This is a genomic window from Microbacterium sp. HD4P20 (genome assembly GCF_019449275.2).
Classification (GTDB): Bacteria; Actinomycetota; Actinomycetes; order Actinomycetales; family Microbacteriaceae; genus Microbacterium.
Genome location: NZ_JAHZQZ020000011.1, coordinates 304,948 through 325,762 on the forward strand (window position 1 = coordinate 304,948; position 20,815 = coordinate 325,762).

Consider the following 20,815-nt stretch of genomic DNA (forward strand, 5'->3'; position numbering starts at 1 on the left):
ACGGTGTCAGCTGTGGACAGGGGAGTTGCGATGCCGGCGACGTTGCACGACGTGGCGCGACTGGCCAAAGTCTCTATCAAGACGGTCTCGAACGTCGTCAACGACCATCCGGGCGCCAGCGACGAGACCCGAGAACGCGTCCGCCGGGCCATCGCGGAGCTGGACTATCAACCGAACCTCTCTGCTCGTACTCTTCGATCGGGTCGCAGCGGTGTGATCGGGCTCGTCGTCCCCGAGCTGAGCCTGAGCTACTTCGCTCAGCTTGCCGACGCGGTGATTGCCAGAGCCGACGAACGGGGTCTCGTCGTTCAAGTCGAGCAGACTGGCGGGGACGCCGACCGCGAACTGTCCGTGCTGTCGAGCCCGCGTATCAAGCTGGCCGATGGCGTACTTTTCGCCCCGCTCGGCATCGCTCAGGGAACGCGCGAAGTGCCGGTGGTGAGGTATCCGCTCGTCGTCCTCGGCGAGCGCATCTTCGAGGGTTCGATCGACCATGTCGGCATGCGCAACAGCGAGGCGGCGCAGGCCGCGACGCAGGTGCTGCTCGATGCCGGCCGCCGCCGGATCGCCGTCGTTGGAGCTCACCCGGGAGAGGTTCCGGGGACGGCGACGCTGCGCTTCGAGGGCTATCGGTCCGCGCTCACAGCGGCCGGATTGGCGGTGGATGAGCGTCTGGTGCTCGAGGCGCGTCTGTGGCACCAGGCGGACGGCGCTCACGCCATCCGCCGGCTGCTCGAGGCGCGCGTACCGTTCGACGGTGTCTTCGCGATGAACGACGCGCTCGCCCTCGGTGTGATGCGGGTGCTTCAGCAGGAGGGGGTTCATCTGCCGGACGACGTCGCCGTCATCGGCTTCGACAATATCGACGAGGGCCAGTACTCCATGCCGAGCCTCACCACGATCGACCCGGGGCGTGATGCCATCGCGCGCACCGCCGTCGATCTGCTCGTGGAGCGCATCGCCGACCGCGGCGACCGCGTCGATCCACGCGACGTGCGCGTCGAGTTCGAGGTCGTGCGCCGAGAGTCAGCGTGACCCGTACTCGGCGCTGCCGAGGTCAGATCACGCGAGCCCGCGCGTGCGACTGGAAGGCATCGGCGACCGGGGTGTGAACGCGCTGGAGGATTCCGTCGCCGTCCTCCTCGAGCGACCACAGTCCCATTCGGAGCCGGTAGTCCATGGGCGCTCCCGATCCGTAGCGATATGTCCACTCGACCATGTCGGTGATGCACCACCACGTGTAGCCCACCACGTCTACGCCCTCATCCCGAAGCTCGTGGACCGCGGTCACGGAATCCGAGAGCCATGCGATGCGCTCCTGGACGGTGCCGGTGTATCCGGTCTCGGTGAGAAAGACCGGCTTGCCGTACCGGGTGGCGAAGGATGTCAAGACGTCCTTGAGTCCCTCGACGCCCGCGTTGTGGCGGGGGCGCAAATCTCCCGGCCCGCCTCCGAGAACGACGCCCGCTTCGAACAGCTCCGTGGAGTGCTGCGGGTAGTAGTTCACGCCGATCACATCGGGCTCGGCACGGTTGTCGCGAGCCCACTCGAGGTCGGATTCTGTGAATCCGTGCCTGAGGAGGTACGGCACGAGCGGATGGCGGTCATCGACGCGACCGGTCACCAGATCCTGAACGATGAAGGCCCGCTCGCGGAGGTGCTCGTGCGTTTCGGCGTGGGCGAAGAGATCGCCGGCAAACCGGAACGAGGCCTCGACATGGACGAAGTCGGCCGATGGGTCCACGTCGGAGATTGCGCCCTGGGTCTGGACGATTCCGCGGGATATTCCGCGCAGCACTGTGACGAAGCCGTCGTCGCCGGTGAGGTACGGCGGCCAGTGTCCGGCTTCACCGCTGTAGATGACGTTCAGCAGCGGCTCATTGACAGGCGTGTAGTGCGGGATGCGTCCGCGATAGCGATCTGCGACGGCCGCCGCGTACTCTGCGACCCGCTGGGGATAGTCGCCGGCAGCGAACTCCCGGTCCAGCCAGAGCGGGGTGCCGTAGTGGACGAGGTCGGCGATCAGCGCGACCTCGTTCTCATCGAACCAGTCGATCACGCGGTCCAGCCATGACCAATCCCACTGCCCGGGTGCCGGGTTGACCCGGTACCACGGAATCCCCCATCGAATCATGCTCGCGCCGGCTTCCCGGCACAGGTCCAGGTCCAGCTGCCACATGCTGTCGTGCTGCATGAGCGAGTATTCGTCCAGCGCACGCTGGCCGGGGGCGGTCTGGGGGATGAAGGTGTCTTCGACGCCGAGCGCGAAGCGCAGGCGGCCGTCGCGATACCAGGGGTTTGTCATGCGTTGTTCTCTCCACGTGAAGCCGTCGGTGGCCCGCTCGCGGGCGCGCCACCGACGGGAGGTGATCAGCGTCAGTCGGCGAGGATGTCCGTCATCGTGGCCTGGGCGCTGTCCAGAAGCGCGGCAGGGTCTTCTCCGGCGAGCGTCTTCTGAGTGACGGCGTCGAGCTCGGCCAGAATGTCCGTCTGCGGGATGACGCCGGGGAGGAGCGCGACGCCGTATTGCGACTGCTCGGTGAGGGACTCGACCACGGGGTTCTCTGCCACCTCATCGGCCGTGACGTCCGTCGTGAGCGGCGGCCAGCCCGATGCCAGAGACCATGTGACCATGTTCCGCTTCTCGTAGAACCACGTGAGGAATTCGCCGATGGCGGCAACCTCCTGGTCGGTTGCCTGCGAGGTCGCGGTCAGGTCAACGGCGAGCGCGGATGCCCGGATGCCGTCCGGCCCGGCAGGCAGTGTTGCGATGCCGTAGTCGATGCCGGACGACTCTGAGATGGACGCCATCCACGGTCCGGCGAGGGTCATCGCGGCCTTCCCGGAGCTGAACAACCCGTCCGAGTCGACCCCCGAGAGGCCGACGGGTGAGATCTTGTCATTGCGCACAGCGTCTGCCCAGAACTCGAGGGTCGCGAGGTTCTCGGGCGAATCGATGACAACGTCGCCTTCCGGTGTCACCACGTCGCCGCCCCCGCTTTGGAGAAGCGAGACCCAGACGCCGTTGCCGACCGTCGCGTGGTCGGCGAGTGCGAGCCCGTACTGCTCCGGTGTGCCGTCACCGTCGGCATCGACGGTGAGGGTCCTTGCGGCGTCGACCCATTCATCCCACGTCGTCGGAGGCTGCAGCCCGGCGGCCTCGAACAGGGTTCGGTTGTAGAACATCGTGAGGGGAGTGAAGCTCAGTGGGGCTCCGAAGCGCTCGCCCTCGACGATGCCGGTGGCGACCGCCTGCTCGCCGAGAGAATCCGCGCCGCTGCCAGGTGTGTCGTACCACTCGTCGAGCGGCCGCAGAGCGCCTTGCGAGGCGTACACCGGAATGTTCTCCGGGGGGAGGGCGAGCAGCTGCGGACCGGTTCCCGAGGTGAGCGCTGGAAGCACCGTGTCGAGGATCGTCGCCCACGGCTTGGTGGTGGGAGTGATACGGATGCCGTCCTGGCTTGCGTTGAACTCCTCGACGAGCGAGTCGAGCACTTCGCCGTCCGCTTCGGTGTAGCCGTGCCAGAAATCGATGGTGACCTCACCAGCGGCGCCGGTATCGGGGGATGACTGCGCGGTGCAGCCGGCCAGGGCGACGGCGACCGCGCCGCCGGCAATGACTGAGAAGAGCCTTCTCATGGTGGACTGTCCTTCCCCGACTGCTGTGTCGGAAGTGATCAGGCGGTTGATACAACGATGTAGGTAAACGTTGCATCATCATGGTGGGACAGTCGCATCGCCATGTCAAGACCGATCTTGACTTTTCTCATGGGTTGTTCCTACCGTGTGACTACAACGTTGTATAGGAGAGCCGATGACGAGGACCGCATCCGCCGAGCGCCCGGTGTTCCACCGAACGCCTCGCGCCCTGGGTGGCAATGGCCCGATAGGTGGCCGTGCTCGTCGACGGCTGATGATCGTCGCCCTTCTGCTCCCGGCACTGACCATCCTCGGGGCGTTCGTCTTCTGGCCGATGGTGAGCGCGTTCGGGCTCTCGTTCACCGACGCCAACGGCTTCCGTCCGCCCGAGTTCGTCGGATTGAACAACTACATCGAGGTGTTCAGTGATCCGAGTGTGGTGCAGGCGATGGTGAACACGATCCTCTACGCCGGGATCTTCACTCCGATGGCCGTCGTGAGCGCACTCGTGCTGGCTCTCGCTCTGAACCACCCGCGTCTGCCGATGCGAGGAGTCTTCCGCACCTGGCTGTTTCTTCCATTCATCGTCTCGCTTGCTGTGGCTGCCTTCGCGTGGCAGTTCCTCCTCGACCCTCAGGTGGGGCTCCTGAACTACTGGCTGCGCGGCGCGGGGCTTCAGATCGGCGATGTCTTCCAGGATCCGGTGCTGGCGATGCCTGCTGTCGCGGCCATCGCGGCATGGAAGAGCTTCCCGTTCTACATGATCGTCTTCCTCGCCGGGCTCCAGGAGATTCCCCCGTCGCTTTATGAGGCCGCGCGTGTCGACGGCGCCACGGGCTGGCAACGGTTCCGCGCCATCACCGTGCCCTTGCTCGGCAACACGACAGGATTCGTCATCGTCATCGCGACCATCGCAGCGCTGCAGGCCTTCGATCAGATCTACGTCCTCACCGGGGGTGGGCCCTACCGCACCACCCAGACGATCGTCATGGAGATCTACGAGGCCGGTTTCAAGAACCTGAGACTCGGGTTCGCGTCCGCGCTGTCATACGTGCTGCTCCTGGCGACTCTCGTTCTCGGCCTCGTGCAGTTCCGCGTCAGCAGCCGCAAGGCGGAGGCGGCGGTATGAGCTCGGGATCTCGCATCATCGGTCGTCGGCGACAGGGTGACAGCCGGCTCGGCGCGGTCGTGCTGTTCGGCGTCGTCCTCACCGCGACGCTGTTCACCATGCTGCCCATCGTCATCATCGTGTTGACGGCCTTCAAGTCGCCCGCCGAAGTGAACGCGTTCCCGCCAACGCTCTGGCCGGCGCAATGGACGGTGGCGAACTTCGAGCGCATCTTCACCGAACTCCCGTTTGCGCGCCTCATCGTGAACAGTTTCGTCTTCGCCGGCGGAGTCACGCTGCTCTCACTGACCTTCGACGCGCTCGCGGCCTACGTCTTGGCGAGGATCGACTTCAGGGGGAATCGCCTGCTGCTCATCGTGATCATCGGCAGTCTGATGATTCCGTTCCAGGCCACGCTGATCCCGGTCTATCAGCTCGTCGCCGACTTGGGCTGGATCAATTCCTATGCCGGTCTGATCGTCCCTCGTGCCGCGGACGCGTTCGGGATCTTCTTCCTCCGCCAGTTCTTCCTCGCACTGCCTCGAGATCTGGACAACGCCGCGCGCATCGACGGGGCGTCCGAGCTGCGGATCTTCTGGAGCGTCGTACTGCCGAACGCGGTTCCTGCGCTGGTGACCCTCGGCGTGTACAACTTCGTCAACAACTGGAACGACCTGTTGTGGCCGCTGGTGCTGACCACAGATCCCGGAATGGGCACCATCACCTCGGGGCTGACCGCACTGACCGGGCCCGGGGGCATCATTCCGCACGGCGTCATGATGGCCGGATCCTTCATCGCTCTCGTCCCCCTGGCGGTCCTCTTCGTCTTCCTTCAGCGGCGCTTCGTGGCGAGCGTGGCCAGTACCGGGCTGAAGTGATGATCACTACGCCGACGGAGTCGCCTCGCCCCGCGGGTCGCGTGACGGGCCGATTTGTTACAACGTTGCAGCACGGCGGTAGTGTGACGACCGAGAGGGGGACGTATGGCGGCGACGCTTCATGACGTGGCTCGGTTGGCAGGAGTGTCGATCAAGACCGTATCCAACGTGATCAACGACTATCCGCACGTGCGCCCGACGACTCGCGAGCGGGTGCAGGCAGCGATCTCGGAGTTGGATTACACCCCCAATCTCACTGCGCGCAACCTCCGATCCGGACGCACGGGGACCATCGGGCTCGCCGTGCCCGACCTGGGGCTCGCGTATTTCGCCGAGCTCGCGGCGGAGGTGATCGCGGAAGCCGAACGCGCCGGTGTCAGCGTCCTCGTCGAGCAGACCGGATCGGACCGCCACCGCGAGTTGGACCTGCTGCGCAGCGCTCAACGCAAGCTCACCGACGGATTGATCTTCAGCCCGCTGGGTATGAGCCAAGAAGACGTCGGGTACCTGGACGTGCCGTACCCGATGGTTCTTCTGGGTGAGCGGATCTTCGACGGTCCTGTCGACCACGTGACGATGCGGAATGTCGAGGCCGCCAAAGAGGCGACGCGGTCTCTCCTCGGCGCGGGCAGACAACGCATCGCCGTCATCGGCGCGCACAATGGCGAGGTGATCGGCTCGGCCGGGCTGCGCCTGCGGGGACATCTGGAAGCGCTTGAAGAGGCGGGTGTGGCCATGGATCCCGACCTGATCGGCTACACGACGTTGTGGCATCGTGCGAACGGAGCCCTCACCATGCGAGAGCTGCTCGCACGTGGTGTCGATTTCGACGCCGTGTTCGGGCTCAACGACACGCTGGCGCTGGGTGCGATGAGGGTGCTGCAAGAGGCCGGCCGCAGCATCCCCGATGACGTCGCGGTGATCGGGTGGGACGACCTCGATGAAGCCCAGTACTCGATTCCATCGCTCACCACGGTGGCCCCGGGCAGAACCTGGATCGCCCACACCGCAGTGCAGACCCTTCTTGAGCGCATCAAGAACCCGGATGCCGCCGCCGAGCCCCGACTGCGGCTCGCGGACTTCCGCATCGTGGAGCGCGAATCCGCGCGTCTCACAGAACGATAACGCTGCTCGCGACCGAGCTTGACAAGCCGCGGACGCTTCAGGCATAGTCCTTTACAACGTTAGAATTCCAACGTTGTAAGTGAGCTCGACGCCGAGAGTGCCGAGGGCTCGCGCCCACTCGAAGACATCGGTGTCCGCACCTCGAGAGAAAGCACACAGCCATGAAGTCGAAGAGGATTCTGGCCGGGATCGGCGTCGCGGCGGCGACGGCGGCAGCCCTCACCGGATGCGCAGGCGGCCCTGCAGAGGCATCCTGCACGAACGAGATCGTCAACCCCGACGCGACGCAGGTGTCGGTCTGGGCCTGGTACCCCGCGTTCGAGGAAGTCGTCGATCTCTTCAATGAGACCCACGACGACGTTCAGGTCTGCTGGACGAACGCCGGCCAGGGCAACGACGAGTACACCAAGTTCTCCACCGCGATCGAATCCGGCAGCGGAGCGCCCGACGTCATCATGCTCGAGGCGGAGGTGCTCTCGAGCTTCTCGATCCGTGACGCACTGGTCGACCTGTCGGAGTACGGCGCCGCCGACGTGAAGGGCGACTACACGGAGGGCGCGTGGAAGGACGTCTCGTCCGGCGACGCCGTCTATGCGATCCCGGTGGACGGTGGCCCGATGGGCATGCTCTACCGGCAAGACATCCTCGACGAGCACGGCATCACGCCGCCGACGACGTGGGATGAGTTCGCCGCCGCCGCGAAGACGCTGAAGGATGCCGGAGCCCCCGGCGTCATCGCCGACTTCCCGCCGAACGGCCGCGCCTACACGCAGGCGCTGTTCGCCCAGGCCGGCGCCGCGCCGTTCGAGTACGACAACGCGACGCCGGGCGAGATCGGCATCGAGGTCAACGACCAGGGTTCCAAGGATGTCCTCGCTTACTGGGCCGACCTGGCTGAGCAGGGTCTCGTCGCGGTAGATGAGGCATTCACCGCCGACTACAACACGATGCTGGTGGACGGCACCTACGCCATCTACGTCGCCGCGGCGTGGGGCCCGGGCTACCTGCAGGGGCTCGAGGGCACCGACGACTCCGCGGTGTGGCGCGCAGCTCCCGTCCCGCAGTGGGACGCGGCCAACCCGGTGCAGATCAACTGGGGAGGCTCGACCTTCGCGGTGACCTCGCAGGCAGAGGACAAGGAGGCCGCGGCGCTCGTGGCCAAGGAGATCTTCGGCACCGAGGAGGCGTGGAAGATCGGCATCGAGCAGGCCGCGCTGTTCCCGCTGTGGAAGCCGATCCTCGAGTCGGACTACTTCCGCGACCTGGAGTACCCGTTCTTCGGCGGTCAGCAGATCAACAAGGACGTGTTCCTCGAGGCCGCCGCCGGCTACTCGGGCTTCACCTTCAGCCCCTTCCAGAACTACGCGTACGACCAGCTGCAGGAGGAGGTCACGGCCGTCGTCGTTGACAACTCGAAGGATGCCGGCCAGGCGCTGGACGACCTGCAGGCGACGCTCGAGACATATGCGAAGGACCAGGGGTTCGAGCTGAAGTAGTGGCACGACGGGTGGGCCGGTCTCGGCCGGCCCACCCCCGTCCCGCTCGTCCCACTCGAGGAGAACCTTCATGACCACGCTCACCGTCGACGCCCCTCCGGCGTCATCGCGCCGACGCGGTGCCATCCGTCGGCGCCAGAACATCGGCTGGCTCTTCGTCACGCCGTTCCTCGTCGTCTTCGCAGCCTTCCTCGTGTTCCCGCTCATCTACGCGTTCGGGATGAGCCTGTTCAGCTCGACGCTGGCCACGGGCACGCGGTTCGTCGGCGCCGAGAACTACGCCAAGGCGTTCACCGACCCGCTGTTCCTGGGCGGCCTGGGCCGCGTCCTGCTCTACGCGGTCGTCATGATCCCCGTGCAGTTGATCGTCGCGCTCGTCGCGGCCCTGGTCCTCGACACGCTCGCTACCTGGCTCTCGAAGCTCTCGCGTCTGCTGATCTTCGCTCCCTACGCGATCCCCGTGGTCATCGGCGCCTTGATGTGGAGCTTCCTGTACAGCCCCCGCTTCGGTCCGGCCGGCACGATCTTCGAGCTCTTCGGGATGACCGCGCCGAACTTCCTGGCGGCGGACTCGATCTTCTACAGCCTGGTCAACGTGGTCGCCTGGCAGTGGTCGGGCTATTACATGATCGTCATCTATGCGGCCCTCCGGTCGATCGATCCGTCGCTGTACGAGGCGGCGCGCATCGACGGCGCCAACGGCTGGCAGATCGCGACGCGCATCAAGGTTCCGATGATCTCGTCGTCGATGATCATGGTCATCACGTTCGCCATCATCGGCACGCTCCAGTTCTTCACCGAGCCGACCATCCTCCGCAGCGTCGCCTCGGGAGCCCTTCCCGCCGATTACACGCCGAACATGTACGCGTTCGCGCTCGCGTTCAGTTACAGCCAGTTCAACTACGCCGCCACGATCGCGTTCTCGCTCGGAGTGCTGGTGTTCATCGGTTCGTTCGGATTCCTGTTCCTCACGCGCAAGCAGAGCGGATTGAAGTGATGGCCGTCCTGAATCCCGATTCCCTCGACACGCGCACGCTCAGTACGTCCGGGTCGCCGCGCGCCGCCGCAGGCCGCGCGCGTGGCGCCAAGGGCGGGCGACGTATCGGGTCGCATGTCCTTCTGATCATCCTGTCGATCTACTTCGTCATACCGATCTGGTGGCTCTTCGTCGCCGCGACCAAGAGCACGGGCAGCCTGTTCGCAAGCCCGGCGTTCTGGTTCGACGACCCGGCCGCATTCTTCACGAACGTCGCAGGACTGTTCGAGCACCAGGGCGGCATCTACTGGCGGTGGCTGGGCAACTCGTTCCTCTATGCTTTCGCCGGCGGAATCGGCGCGACCGTCATCGCGGTGCTCGCGGGCTACGGGTTCGCCAAGTACGGCTTCCGCGGCCGTGGTGTCATGTTCGGCATGATCCTCGGCTCCGTGATGGTGCCCCTCACGGCCCTCGTCATTCCGACCTTCATGCTGCTGAGTCAGTACGGGCTGATAAATACGCCATGGGCGGTGATCCTGCCTTCGCTGCTGAACCCGTTCGGCGTCTACCTCATGCGGGTGTACACACAGGATGCCGTCCCCGATGAACTGCTGGAGGCGGCGCGCATCGACGGCGCAGGCGAGTGGCGGACGTTCACGACCATCGTCGTGCCGTTGCTGCGACCCGCCATCGTCACCGTGCTCCTGCTGTCGATCGTCGGCACATGGAACAACTTCTTCCTGCCCCTCGCGGTGCTGACCGGGCCCGAACTGCTCCCGGTCACCGTCGGGCTGAATCGCTGGCTGACGCTGTCGAACGCCGGCGCGGGAGGGGAGCAGGTGTGGAACCTCATCACGACAGGTGCGTTCATCTCGGTGGTGCCACTGCTGCTGTCGTTCCTGCTCCTGCAGCGCTACTGGCAAGGCGGGCTCGCGATCGGGAGCGTCAAGTAGACCTCTGACCGCGGCATCCCTCCCCTGTTTCGCACTCGTCTTGAAAGAAAGCAGAACCATGTCTTCCGCACGCATCACCGTCGACCCCCATTTCTCGATCGGTGCCGTCCGCCGCGCCCTGTTCGGCGGTTTCGTGGAGCACCTCGGCCGTCACGTGTACGACGGAATCTACGAGCCCGGCCATGAGAGCGCCGACGCCGATGGATTCCGGCGCGACGTCGTCGATCTCGTCAAGGAGCTGGGCGTCTCGACGATCCGCTATCCGGGCGGCAACTTCGTGTCGGGCTTCCGGTGGGAAGACAGCGTCGGCCCGCGCGAGCAGCGGCCGCGCCGCCTCGACCTGGCGTGGCACTCCACGGAGACGAACGAGGTCGGCCTGCACGAGTTCCAGGAGTGGCTCGACAAGGTGGGCAGTGAGCTGATGCTCGCGGTCAACCTCGGGACGCGCGGAACGCTCGAGGCGCTCGACCTCCTCGAGTACTCGAACATCCCGGATGGCACCGCTCTCAGCGAGCAGCGCAAGGCGAACGGGCGCACCGACCCGTTCGGCGTCAAGGTATGGTGCCTCGGCAACGAGATGGACGGGCCGTGGCAGCTCGGGCACCGTTCGGCGGACGACTACGGCAAGATCGCCTCGCAGACCGCGAAGGCGATGCGCCAGCTCGACCCCTCCATCCAGCTGGTGGCGTGCGGCTCGTCCAGCGCCCACATGCCGACGTTCGGCGAGTGGGAGCGGGTGGTGCTGACGCACGCCTACGACGATGTCGACATGATCTCGTGCCACGCGTACTACGAGGAGCGCAACGGCGATCTCGGCAGCTTCCTGGCATCGGCCGTCGACATGGACGGATTCATCGAGACCGTCGTCGCCACGGCCGATCATGTCAAGGCGGTCAAGGGCTCCGACAAGCAGATCGACATCTCGTTCGACGAGTGGAACGTCTGGTACATCGACCGCTTCCACAACGTCGACAAGATCGAGGGTCTCGACAACTGGCCGATCGCGCCGCGCCTGCTGGAGGACGTGTACTCGGTCGCCGACGCGGTCGTCTTCGGCAATCTGATGATCTCGCTGCTCAAACACGCCGACCGCGTCGCGAGCGCCTCGCTGGCGCAGCTCGTGAACGTCATCGCCCCGATCATGACCGAGCCGGGGGGTCCGGCGTGGCGGCAGACGACGTTCTACCCGTTCTCGATCACGTCGCGTCTTGCCCGGGGTGAGGCGCTGCAGCTCAAGCTGGAGGCGCCGACCTACTCCACCGAGGCGTACGGCGACGTGCCGCTGGTCGACGCGGTAGCCACCCACGATGCCCAAGCCGGTGCGACCGCGATCTTCCTCGTCAACCGCAGCCAGACGGAGGCGCTCACGGTGACCGCCGACGTCTCGAGCCTCGGCGACGTCGCCATCACCGAGACGCACACGCTGGCCGACGATGACGTGTATGCCAAGAACACGCTCGAGGACCGCGAGCGCGTGGCACCGCGCCCCAACGACTCCGCAGGGGTCGCGGACGGCACTTTGACCATCACCCTGCCGCCGGTCTCCTGGACAGCGATCGCGTTGTCGTGACCCTACGTCGCATGGCCACCGCCCTCGCCCTGGCAGGGGCGGTGGCCGTCGCCGCAACCGGCTGCGCCGCCGGCGCGAGCGACCTCGCAGGCGACCTCGACACCCACGATCCGGCGCTCGCGAAGCAAGGCGACGAATGGTTCGTCTACTCGACCGGGAATGGACTCGTCGCCGACGGCAATGTGCAGATCCGGTCGTCCTCCGACGGCATCACGTGGCGCTACCGCGGTGAGGTGTGGGACGACAAGCCGGGCTGGCTGACCGAGCAGGTTCCGGGTGTGGACAATCTGTGGGCGCCCGAACTCATCGAGCACGGCGGCACGTGGTACCTGTACTACTCCGCATCCACTTTCGGCGAGAACCGGTCGACGATCGCCCTGGCGACGAACACGACGCTGGACCCGGACGATCCCGGCTACGAGTGGGTCGACCGGGGCGAGGTGTTCTCCTCGACGTCGGCCGATGATTTCAACGCGATCGACCCGGGCATCGCGGTCGATGAAGACGGCACGCCGTGGATGGCGTTCGGCTCGTTCTGGAGCGGCATCCGAATGGTGCAGCTCGAGTGGCCGAGCGGGCTCCGCGCGGGTGACGAGGAGCCGCTGCGGCTGGCCGATCGCCAGCTGCCGCCCAACGCCGTCGAGGCGCCGTATCTTCTGTCGCATGGCGAGCACTGGTATCTGTTCGTCTCGATGGACAGTTGCTGCCAGGGATCCGACAGCACGTACAAGATCGCTGTCGGCCGCGCCCATGAGATCACCGGGCCCTACGTCGATCGCGAGGGTGTGCCGCTTCTCGAGGGCGGCGGCACGGTCCTCCTCGAGACGGATGGAAATCGTGTCGGCCCCGGCGGGCAATCCGTCGCGGACGGAATGCTCGCCTTCCACTATTACGACGCGGACCTCGACGGTCGGTTCCAGCTGGGCCTCGCGCCGATCGAGTGGGACGCGGACGGCTGGCCGACCGTGAGCTGGTGATTTCAGCGGATACCGGATGCCGCGGGCCGCAGCATCCCGTATCCCCACGGTCTCGCTGTCAGTGCGGGGGTCGCGCGATCGTCCACCCGTCGTCGTCGCGGTCATAGGCCAGTCGCACGTGGCGGCGATCCGGCGAGCCCTGCCAGAACTCGACGTGATCGGGCACGACGCGCCACAGCACCCAGTCGCCGGGGTCCAGGCTCGTCCGCACGGCGGAGGGGCGACGTGCGAGGTCGGCGGCGCTCTCGTCCGGGCTCGCCTCGACGACCCGACCCCGCACGCGGACGGCACGCAGCTGCGGCTGCCACCAGAACGACAGGGCCGCTGCCGGGACGGCCGCCAGCTGCCGGCCCTTCTCGCTCGAGCGCTCCGAGGCGAAGGCCCAGCCCGCGGGGCCGACGTCCTTGAGGATGAGCAGTCGTGCGTCCGGCATCCCGTTCGCGTTCACTGTCGCGAGGGTCATCGCGAGCGGCTCGGCGACGCCATCGTCCAGGGCGACCGAGAGCCACTGCAGGAACAGTTCTTCGGGCGAGGGCGGCAGCCGGGTGAGGTCGAGCGGCGGCGGGCTCCCGGTCAGGGAGGGGACGCCGCGGAGCATCGCGGCGGTGTCGGAGGGCATGCCGCCATCGTTTCATGCGCGAGCCGGTGCCGGGTCGGCCGGGGTGGCGGCGCGCGCGGGACGGATGCCTCGGATCAACAGATACGCCACCATCCACAACTCGCCCACGGTGGCCAGGAGCGGCAACCCGTCGATCAGCCAGACCGGCGTCGAGGGGAGGACGACCTGCAGCGCCGTACTGATGACATAGCCTGCCCCGCCCGCGACGAGCGCCCACCCGAGGGCACGAGGCATCCGTCCCGTCGACAGAACGAAGGAGCCCATCGGAATCAGCCACAGGCCGAAGAACAGCCCGCCCATGAGCCAGAACGAGTCCGCGACGGCATAGAGCAGCGCCACCACACCGACGGCGGCGGCTCCGGCAAGCGATGGATCGCCGGCCACTTGTGCCGCGGTCGCCAGCATGGCCGCACTCGCGAGGATCGCGCTCGCGTTGGCCATGCCGAAGATCGCTACGGCGAACCCCGCGACGGGCCGCTCGTGGCGAAACAGCGCATAGAACCCGAGAGCGGCCAGCGCCTGAGCGGCGACGACGGCCAGTTCCAGCCCCACACCGAGGTGAGCCAGCGCCGGGCTCGACTGAAGATTGGCCAGCGTTCCCGCGGCGTCGTCGGCATCGTGCAGTTGAGGACGCAGGATGAGGAATCCGGCCATTCCGCAGAGCGCGAGCGCCAGATACGCCACGCCCGTCCAGCGGGCCACGCGGAGTGAATCATTCATCGGCTTCTCCATTCAGGTCCAATATTCTTGACATCCGACCGTAGGACCGCGTATCGTCCGATGTCAAGAATCTTTTACTCGAAAGGTGAGGCCGATGGTCTACGAAGAACGCAACCTGTGGTCGAGCCTGATCGTGAGCGTCGTGGCGATGACCGTCTACGTTCTGGTCGTCCTCGCGCAAGCCGGCGGCGGCCCGTTGACCGAGGTCGACTGGGTGCCGATCATGCTGTGGACCATCGGCGGCAGCATCGTCGGCGCGATCGTCATCAGCATCGTGTGGGGCATTCTGGCCGGCATGCGCGATCCCGACGGCGTCGGCGCCTCCGACCAGCGCGACCGTGACATCGCGCACATGGGCGGCCGTGTCGGACAGGCCTTCCTCGTGATCGCCGGTCTCGGGGTGATCGTGCTGTGCGCTTTCGAGGCGGACTGGTTCTGGATCGCGAACACGATGTTCTTCGGCTTCGCCGTCTCAACGATCGTCGGCGGCATCGCGAGTGTCATCGCCTACCGCCGTGGGCTGGTCTGATGGTCAAGCCCACGCGGGTGACCAATTCCATCCGGTCGCTGCGCGAGTCCGCCGGACTCACGCAGGCCGAGCTGGCGCGGCGCATCGGCGTCACGCGGCAGACCCTCATCGCGATCGAGCAGGGCAAGTACTCGCCGACGCTCGAGCTCGCCTTCCAGATCTCACGCGTCTTCGGGGCCGGCCTCGACGATGTCTTTCAATACCCGGAGGAATGACATGACCACCGACACCTCGACCGACACGATGCCCGCCTGGCGCCAGGACCGCTACGGCGAACCCGACGCGGTGATGCTCGAGCAGACGGATGTGCCGATCCCGGGCCGGGGCGAGGTGCTGCTGCGCCCGCACGTGACCGCCCTGAACAACGGCGACGTGCGAGTGATGCGAGGCGAGCCCCGGCTCGTGCGCATGGCCTTCGGCCTTTCCCGGCCGAAGCAGGCGGTGCGGGGGATGGATGTCGCTGCCACCGTCGTCGCGCTCGGGGAAGGTGTCACCGGATTCGCCGTCGGCGATGAGGTCTTCGCCGAACTGCCGGGTGGTGGCGGCCTGGCTCGCTACGCCCTCTGCCCGGTCGCTCGCCTCGCGCGGCGACCCGCGGACCTCGACCCGGCGCTCGCGGCGACGCTGCCGATCGCCGGTGGGACCGCGTGGCAGGCGCTCGAGCTGGCCCGCGTCGGGGCATCCTCCCGGCGCGTGCTCGTGATCGGCGCCTCCGGAGGCGTCGGCACGTTCGCGGTACAGCTCGCCGCGCTCCGCGGCGCAGAGGTCTGGGCGCTGTGCGGTGAGCGCAACCGGGAGCTCGTCCACGGCCTCGGCGCCGCCCGCACCTTCGACTACCGCCAGGTGCAGCCCGGTTCACCCGAACTGCCCGCGGACACCTTCGACGCCGTCATCGACATCGCCGGCACAGCGCCGCTGCGTGCTTTGCAGCGTCTCGTGCGAGACGGCGGTGCCGTCGTGCTGGTCGCGGGCGAGGGAGGTCGCATCCTCGGCCCCCTGGGCCGCATCCTGCGCGCCGCAGTGATCTCGCTCGGCTCGCGCCGGCGGGTGCGCGGCCTGACGGCGACGACCGACACCCGGATGCTGGCGCAGCTGGCCGCGCTCGCCGCGGAAGGCGGCATCCGCCCCGTCGTGGAGCGCACGTTCCCCTTCGACCAGGCGCGCGCGGCGCTGGAGCACGTCGCCGCGGGCCACACGGTCGGCAAGGTCGTGGTGACCGCACCGGCGTGAGCCGTGGCCTCCTCACGTCTTCGCCCGAAGACGTGAGGAGGGCTTCCAGGCGACGCACAGGTGCCGTGAGAGAATGAGTGCGGCGTGCCCGACTCGCCTCCTTCACTCCGGTTCCTGAGCGAGCGCAGCGAGTCGAAGGGCCGCCGGGCCTCTGGACAGCGTCCGCCGCTCGTTCGCAAGGAGACTGATGTCCACCCACGACACCGCGCCCGCCGCCTCGACCACCACGGCCGCCGGATCACGCCGGATTCAGCAGCACCGGCGGTACCTGATGTGCCGCCCCGAGCACTTCACGGTGAGCTACACGATCAACCCGTGGATGGAGCCGGCGAACCCGACCGACACCGCGCTCGCGGTGCAGCAATGGCAGAAGCTGTACGACACCTATGTCGAGCTGGGCCACGAGGTGCACCTGATCGACCCGATCGAGGGTCTGCCCGACATGGTCTACACCGCCAACGGCGGGTTCGTCATCGACAACGTCGCGTACGGCGCCAGGTTCCGGTTCCCCGAGCGGGTGCCCGAGGGCCCCGCGTTCATGGACTGGTTCCGGGCGAACGGGTTCGAGGTCGCCGAGCCGGCCGAGGTGAACGAGGGGGAGGGCGACTTCCTGCTCGTCGGTGACACCATCCTCGCCGGCACCGGCTTCCGCTCCACGGGCGACAGCCACCGCGAGCTGGCCGAGGTGTTCGGCAAGCAGGTCGTGAGCCTGAACCTCGTCGACCCGCGCTTCTACCACCTGGACACCGCCATCTCGGTCCTCGACCCGGTGGAGGGTGCCGGCGGCGCCGAGCGCGCGAACATCGCCTACCTGCCCGGTGCCTTCGACGAGCGCAGCCAGGCGATCCTCGCCGAGCGCTACCCCGACGCCATCCGCGTCGCCGACGCCGACGGGGCAGTCTTCGGACTCAACTCGGCCAGCGACGGACTCAACGTCATCATCTCGCCGCGCGCGAAGGGCTTCGAGGCTCAGCTTCGCGAGCGCGGCTACAACCCGGTGCTGGTCGACCTGTCCGAGCTGCTGCTCGGCGGCGGCGGCATCAAGTGCTGCACGCTCGAGCTGCGGCGCTGACAGGAGCACCATGACCCCCTCGCACACCACACTCGACACCGCGACGATCCGCATCATCGCCGGGGAAGAAGAGCACGTCGCCCGCAACTACCACCCGCTGCCCGTCGTGATCTCGCGCGGCGAGGGGGCCTGGGTGACCGATGTCGAGGGCAAGCGGTACCTCGATCTGCTGTCGGCCTACTCGGCGCTCAACTTCGGGCACGGGCATCCGGCTCTCCTGGCCGCCGCGCAGGAGCAGCTGAACCGCCTGACCCTCACCAGCCGCGCGTATCACAACGACCGCCTGGGGCCCTTCGCCGACGCACTCGCCGAGCTCTGCGGCAAGGAGCTGGTGCTGCCGATGAACACCGGCGCCGAGGCCGTCGAGACCGGTATCAAGGTCGCGCGTGCGTGGGGATATCGCGTCAAGGGGATCACCCCGGATGCCGCGACCATCGTCGTCGCGCACGGCAACTTCCACGGCCGCACCACCACGATCGTGGGTTTCAGTGACGACCCCGACGCGCGTGGCGACTTCGGCCCATTCGCGCCCGGCTTCGTCGGAGTGCCCTTCGGCGATGCGGCGGCGATCGAAGCGGCCATCACGCCCGAGACCGCTGCGGTGCTCATCGAGCCGATCCAGGGAGAAGCGGGAGTGGTGCTGCCCCCCGAGGGATACCTGCGGGCGGTGCGCGAACTCTGCACGAAGCACAACGTTCTGATGATCGCCGACGAGATCCAGTCGGGCCTCGGGCGCGTCGGTGAGACCTTCGCGTGCGATCGGGAGGACGTGGTGCCCGACGTGTACCTGCTCGGCAAGGCGCTGGGCGGCGGCATCCTGCCCCTGTCCGCCGTCGTCGCCGATCGTGACGTGCTGGGCGTCATCCGGCCCGGCGAGCACGGCTCGACGTTCGGCGGCAACCCGCTGGCGGCGGCCGTCGGGCTCCGTGTGGTCGAGATGCTGCGCGGCGGCGAGTTCCAGGACCGTGCGAAGCTCCTCGGCGAGCACCTCGAGTCCAAGCTCGGCGAACTCGTCGGTCACGGCGTGACCGAGGTCCGCGTCGTCGGGCTGTGGGCCGGCGTCGACATCGATCCCGGCATCGGCACCGGCCGTGAGATCGCGGAGCGGCTCATCGCGCGAGGCGTGCTCGTCAAAGACACCCACGGTCAGACCATCCGCATCGCGCCGCCACTGGTCGTGCGTGCCACCGAGCTGGACTGGGCTGTCGAGCAGCTGCGCATGGTGCTCGCGGGCTGACGCATCAACGGGCCCCCTCGGCCGGCCAGGGTCGGCGTCGCGGAACGGGGCCGTTTCAGGTCGGCGACGCGGAGGCCACGCTCCCTGCCACCTCGAAGTGACGCCGCATCGCCAGGCGCGCGGCATCCGGATCGTGGGCAGCAATCGCATCGACGATCTCGGCATGGGCGTGGTCGAACGTCTCCCCGGTGCTTCCGGGCGAGACCGAGAGCCGGCGCGTACGCAGATCCTGCTGGAGGGATCGCCGGAGTCCCTCCTGCAGCAGCTGCAGGATGGGGTTGTCCACGATCCGCAGCAGCCGGCGGTGGAAGTCCGCGTCGGCGGCGTGGACCATGGCAAGATCTCCCTGGGCCTCACCGGTCACCATGCGATCAACGGACTCGCGCAGCCCGGCGATCTGCTCGTCGGTGGCCCGGCGTGCGGCCGATTCGGCTACTGCCGCCTCGATCAGCTCGCGGGAGTCGGCGACGTGCGCGTCGGTGAGATATCCCAGCGAATGCGCGATCGCGAAGTACGTTCGCACGAAGCCGAAGGAAGGGGTCTCGAGGTACGTTCCGCGCCCCTGTGTGCGACGGAGGAATCCCAGCCGCTCGAGGACGGCCAGCTGCTCGCGCAGGGTGCCGCGACTCATACCGAGGGCATCCCCCAACTCCCGCTCGGGTGGCAGACGCCGTCGGCCGGTGTCTTCGTCGATGGTCGCGAGCTCGAGCAGACGCGCCACAAGCGTCTCCAGCGGATCAGGCATGGTACCCCCCCCAGAAGGCTTTCGGGCGGACCTCCCCAGGTACCGAACCCACCCGCATCGTACACGGCTGGGGTTTCGTATGGTCGAACCAATCGCGGTCAGAACACTTCGAGATGCCTCTCGTGCCAGCCGGTGGCCCCGTCGGGAGCCGGCGCGGTGCGGTCGGGCGTCTGGCGCTGGCCGTCCTTGCCGGTCGCACGGCACCGGATGAGGTGCGCCCCCGCCTCGGCGCGCCAGGGCATGCTCCACTGAACCCAGGTGTCGTCCGAGATCGCGGTGGCCAGTGCCGCCTGCTGCCATGGCCCGTCATCGACCTGCACCTCGACGCCGGCGATGCCGACCCCCTGATACCACGCGACCCCCGCGATGACCGTCTCGCCGGCGCTCAGGCCCTGGGCCTTGCGGGGCACATCGATGCGGGACTGCAGCTTGATCGGCGCCCGCTCGGACCATCCGCGATCGGTCCAGTACGCGCGGGCGCGGTCGAAGCGGGTGACTTCCAGGTCGACCAGCCACTTCGTGGCCGACACGTAGCCGTACAGCCCCGGCACCACCATCCGCACCGGAAAGCCGTGCTCGAGCGGCAGCGGCTCGCCGTTCATCCCGACCGCCAGGATCGCGTCGCGTTCATCGGTGAGGGCTTCGAGAGGAGTGGATGCCGTGAATCCGTCGATGGACCGTGACAGCACCATGTCGGCCTCGGCGGCCGGCCGGGCGCGGGCGAGGAGGTCGCGCACGGGGAAGCCCAGCCACAGGGCGTTCCCGATCAGCGTGCCTCCCACCTCGTTCGACACGCACGCAAGGGTGGTCCAGCTCTCCTGGAGCGGAAGCGACAGCAGCTCGTCCCACGTGAGCTCGAACTCCTCGGCGACCATCCCGTGCACGCGCAGCCGCCAGTCGGCGGGATCGACCTCGGGCACGATGAGGGCGGTGTCGATGCGGTAGAAGCGGTCGTTCGGCGTCACCACGCGTGCGAGCCCGGGGATGCCGAGCTCCGCCGACGGCGGCACGGGGGATGCCTCGGCCGCCGCAGCCGGTAGCCGCAGGGCACGTCGGGCCGCGGCCACACCGGCCGACGCGGTGTTGCGGAGGCTGCCGACCGCCGCCGCGAGGATCCCGGCCGCGGCGGCGGCGCCTGCCCACGCGAAGAAGGCGCGGCGGCTCGGGTGCAGCCGCGGATCCGCTGGTGCGGACCCGGCATCGGACGCGCCGCCCCGGGTCTCGGCGGTGCGGCGTGTCGTGGCATCCGTCCGCTCCTGCGGATCCGATTCGGTGGCCGGGCTCGGGCGGGCGGGGTGGGTCGGGCGGGCGGTGTGGGCGGGGTCAGCGGGGTGGTCGGGGTCAGAGGGGTGAGTGGGGTCAGAGGGGTCAGCTGGGTGGGCGGGGTCAGAGGGGTGAGTGGGGTCAGAGGAGTCAGCGGGGTCAGAGGAGTCAGCCGGGCCAGGGGCGGTCGTGGTGCGCTGCAGCAAGCGGGTGAGCAGCCACAGCGCGGTGGCGGCCACCGCGCCGGCCAGGACCGCCGGTGCCCACGCGAGCGGACCCGCGGCCGGCCGCGTCGCCGCGACGACCGCGCCCACCGCGCCGAGGGCGGCCGCGGTGACGACGCCCCACGGCGGGAACCGCGCCTGCAGCCACCCGGCGAACGCCGCCACCGCGAGCATCACGATGCCGATGCCGACGATGAGTGCGATCTTGTCGGCGGTGCCGAACAGGGCGATCGCGGCATCCTTCGCCCACGTGGGGGCGATGTCGATCAGGGCGGAGCCGACCGCGGCGACCGGGCTGGATGCCGGGGCGAACAGTCCGGCCGCGAGCTCTCCGAGGCCCACGCCCAGCGCCACCGCGGCGACTCCCGCCACCCAGGTGAGGGATCCGGAGCTGCCGCCGGCCGGAGCTCGTCGTCGTGCGGGGTCGGTCACACGTCGAGGCTACGCGCGGCGT

General features: G+C 67.9%; 20 protein-coding genes. 14 read left to right on the forward strand and 6 right to left on the reverse strand.

The features are described 5' to 3' along the window. Positions 1-30: 30 nt before the first annotated feature. On the forward strand, positions 31-1,035 hold the full coding sequence (locus K0817_RS04545) for a LacI family DNA-binding transcriptional regulator (protein ID WP_219980177.1): 1,005 nt from the start codon (positions 31-33) through the stop codon (positions 1,033-1,035). A gap of 22 nt (positions 1,036-1,057) precedes the next feature. On the opposite strand, the gene K0817_RS04550 is transcribed toward K0817_RS04545, so the two are convergent. Then, positions 1,058-2,305 (reverse strand): family 1 glycosylhydrolase, encoded by a 1,248-nt coding sequence (locus tag K0817_RS04550; RefSeq protein WP_219980178.1) that lies wholly within the window; start codon positions 2,303-2,305, stop codon positions 1,058-1,060. A 71-nt stretch (positions 2,306-2,376) separates the two neighbouring features. After that, positions 2,377-3,639, reverse strand: coding sequence for an ABC transporter substrate-binding protein (locus tag K0817_RS04555; protein ID WP_219980179.1), 1,263 nt, complete (start codon positions 3,637-3,639; stop codon positions 2,377-2,379). 175 nt (positions 3,640-3,814) lie between these two features. On the opposite strand from K0817_RS04555, the gene K0817_RS04560 reads away from it, so the two are divergent. From K0817_RS04560 to K0817_RS04595, 8 genes are all read left to right on the forward strand, one after another. Continuing rightward, positions 3,815-4,768: a carbohydrate ABC transporter permease gene (locus K0817_RS04560; RefSeq protein WP_253735173.1), complete on the forward strand. Its 954-nt coding sequence runs from the start codon at positions 3,815-3,817 to the stop codon at positions 4,766-4,768. Then, positions 4,765-5,625, forward strand: a complete 861-nt coding sequence (locus K0817_RS04565) for a carbohydrate ABC transporter permease (protein ID WP_219980180.1) — start codon at positions 4,765-4,767, stop codon at positions 5,623-5,625. The genes K0817_RS04560 and K0817_RS04565 overlap by 4 nt, the downstream gene beginning before the upstream one ends. Before the next feature lie 105 nt (positions 5,626-5,730). Beyond that, positions 5,731-6,750 carry a LacI family DNA-binding transcriptional regulator gene (locus tag K0817_RS04570; protein ID WP_219980181.1) on the forward strand — a complete coding sequence of 340 codons (1,020 nt, stop codon included), beginning with the start codon at positions 5,731-5,733 and terminating at the stop codon, positions 6,748-6,750. A gap of 161 nt (positions 6,751-6,911) precedes the next feature. Next, positions 6,912-8,246 carry an ABC transporter substrate-binding protein gene (locus K0817_RS04575; protein ID WP_219980182.1) on the forward strand — a complete coding sequence of 445 codons (1,335 nt, stop codon included), beginning with the start codon at positions 6,912-6,914 and terminating at the stop codon, positions 8,244-8,246. 70 nt (positions 8,247-8,316) lie between these two features. Further along, complete coding sequence (locus K0817_RS04580; protein WP_219980183.1) at positions 8,317-9,243, forward strand: carbohydrate ABC transporter permease; 927 nt, start codon at positions 8,317-8,319, stop codon at positions 9,241-9,243. After that, positions 9,243-10,175, forward strand: coding sequence for a carbohydrate ABC transporter permease (locus K0817_RS04585; RefSeq protein WP_219980184.1), 933 nt, complete (start codon positions 9,243-9,245; stop codon positions 10,173-10,175). Before K0817_RS04580 ends, K0817_RS04585 begins: the two co-directional genes overlap by 1 nt. A 58-nt stretch (positions 10,176-10,233) precedes the next feature. Then, positions 10,234-11,745: an alpha-N-arabinofuranosidase gene (locus K0817_RS04590; RefSeq protein WP_219980185.1), complete on the forward strand. Its 1,512-nt coding sequence runs from the start codon at positions 10,234-10,236 to the stop codon at positions 11,743-11,745. Positions 11,746-11,756: 11 nt separating this feature from the next. Then, the gene (locus tag K0817_RS04595; protein ID WP_219980186.1) at positions 11,757-12,722 is read left to right on the forward strand and encodes an arabinan endo-1,5-alpha-L-arabinosidase; all 966 of its coding nucleotides are present in this window, start codon (positions 11,757-11,759) and stop codon (positions 12,720-12,722) included. A 58-nt stretch (positions 12,723-12,780) separates the two neighbouring features. Here the strand turns inward: K0817_RS04595 and K0817_RS04600 are convergent, their stop codons facing one another. Both K0817_RS04600 and K0817_RS04605 read right to left on the reverse strand, forming a co-directional pair. Continuing rightward, positions 12,781-13,341: a pyridoxal 5'-phosphate synthase gene (locus tag K0817_RS04600; RefSeq protein ID WP_219980187.1), complete on the reverse strand. Its 561-nt coding sequence runs from the start codon at positions 13,339-13,341 to the stop codon at positions 12,781-12,783. Between the two features lie 12 nt (positions 13,342-13,353). Further along, the gene (locus tag K0817_RS04605; RefSeq protein WP_219980880.1) at positions 13,354-14,061 is read right to left on the reverse strand and encodes a DUF4386 domain-containing protein; all 708 of its coding nucleotides are present in this window, start codon (positions 14,059-14,061) and stop codon (positions 13,354-13,356) included. Positions 14,062-14,155: 94 nt separating this feature from the next. Between K0817_RS04605 and K0817_RS04610 the strand changes: the two genes are divergently transcribed. The 5 genes from K0817_RS04610 to rocD all read left to right on the forward strand — a co-directional run bounded on the left by K0817_RS04610 (position 14,156) and on the right by rocD (position 18,129). Further along, positions 14,156-14,590, forward strand: coding sequence for a hypothetical protein (locus K0817_RS04610; protein WP_219980188.1), 435 nt, complete (start codon positions 14,156-14,158; stop codon positions 14,588-14,590). Continuing rightward, the gene (locus K0817_RS04615) at positions 14,590-14,805 is read left to right on the forward strand and encodes a helix-turn-helix transcriptional regulator (RefSeq protein WP_219980189.1); all 216 of its coding nucleotides are present in this window, start codon (positions 14,590-14,592) and stop codon (positions 14,803-14,805) included. Before K0817_RS04610 ends, K0817_RS04615 begins: the two co-directional genes overlap by 1 nt. Position 14,806: 1 nt before the next feature. Beyond that, positions 14,807-15,820 (forward strand): NAD(P)-dependent alcohol dehydrogenase, encoded by a 1,014-nt coding sequence (locus K0817_RS04620; protein WP_219980190.1) that lies wholly within the window; start codon positions 14,807-14,809, stop codon positions 15,818-15,820. A gap of 187 nt (positions 15,821-16,007) precedes the next feature. Next, positions 16,008-16,892: a dimethylargininase gene (gene ddaH / locus K0817_RS04625; RefSeq protein ID WP_219980191.1), complete on the forward strand. Its 885-nt coding sequence runs from the start codon at positions 16,008-16,010 to the stop codon at positions 16,890-16,892. A 10-nt stretch (positions 16,893-16,902) separates the two neighbouring features. Beyond that, a complete protein-coding gene (rocD, locus tag K0817_RS04630; RefSeq protein WP_219980192.1) occupies positions 16,903-18,129 on the forward strand; it encodes an ornithine--oxo-acid transaminase in 1,227 nt (408 codons plus the stop codon). A gap of 55 nt (positions 18,130-18,184) precedes the next feature. Here the strand turns inward: rocD and K0817_RS04635 are convergent, their stop codons facing one another. Next, positions 18,185-18,874, reverse strand: coding sequence for a FadR/GntR family transcriptional regulator (locus tag K0817_RS04635; protein ID WP_219980193.1), 690 nt, complete (start codon positions 18,872-18,874; stop codon positions 18,185-18,187). A gap of 98 nt (positions 18,875-18,972) precedes the next feature. Then, entirely contained in the window at positions 18,973-20,793 is a 1,821-nt protein-coding gene (locus K0817_RS04640) for a molybdopterin-dependent oxidoreductase (protein WP_253735174.1), read from the reverse strand. Positions 20,794-20,815: the final 22 nt, after the last annotated feature.